This window comes from Frigoribacterium sp. CFBP9029, from assembly GCF_034045305.1.
Taxonomy (GTDB): Bacteria; Actinomycetota; Actinomycetes; order Actinomycetales; family Microbacteriaceae; genus Frigoribacterium.
This window is the reverse complement of the sequence record NZ_JAXCWB010000029.1, coordinates 1-417: the sequence shown is the minus strand read 5'-3', so window position 1 is coordinate 417 and position 417 is coordinate 1. Positions and strand designations below refer to the sequence as shown.

Below are 417 nucleotides of genomic sequence, written 5' to 3'. Positions count from 1 at the left end.
GGAGGGTGGCGAATCCTTTTCATCCCCACCGGGAATCACAGAAAAGGACCTGATCATGAATGCTTTCTCCCGTAAGAAGATCACCAAGGTCGGACTCGGCCTCGTCGCTTCCGGCGCCCTCGTGTTCTCGCTCGCCGCGTGCTCGATGGACTCCAACAGCGGCTCCACCGAGTCGACCAGCTCGGCTTCGGCATCGGCCGAGCCCAGCGCCGAGGCCACCCCGGTCGCCTCGCTCCCCGACCTCAGCAACGGCGTCGACACCCAGGTCACCGTCGACCAGTCCTTCGTCGACGCGCTCACCTCGCTGGGTCTGACCCCGGCCCCGGTCGGCACCGGCACCTTCGACGGCGCCACGGGCACGTTCGCGTTCCCGATCACCGGCGGCAACGTCGACTACTACGACCCCTCCTCCGACGT

1 pseudogene is annotated in these 417 nt (G+C 66.9%); it reads left to right on the top strand.

Annotated elements, in window-relative coordinates:
• Nucleotides 1–55: 55 nt before the first annotated feature.
• A pseudogene (locus SOM11_RS15050) lies at nt 56–417 on the top strand (hypothetical protein); the annotation flags it as partial.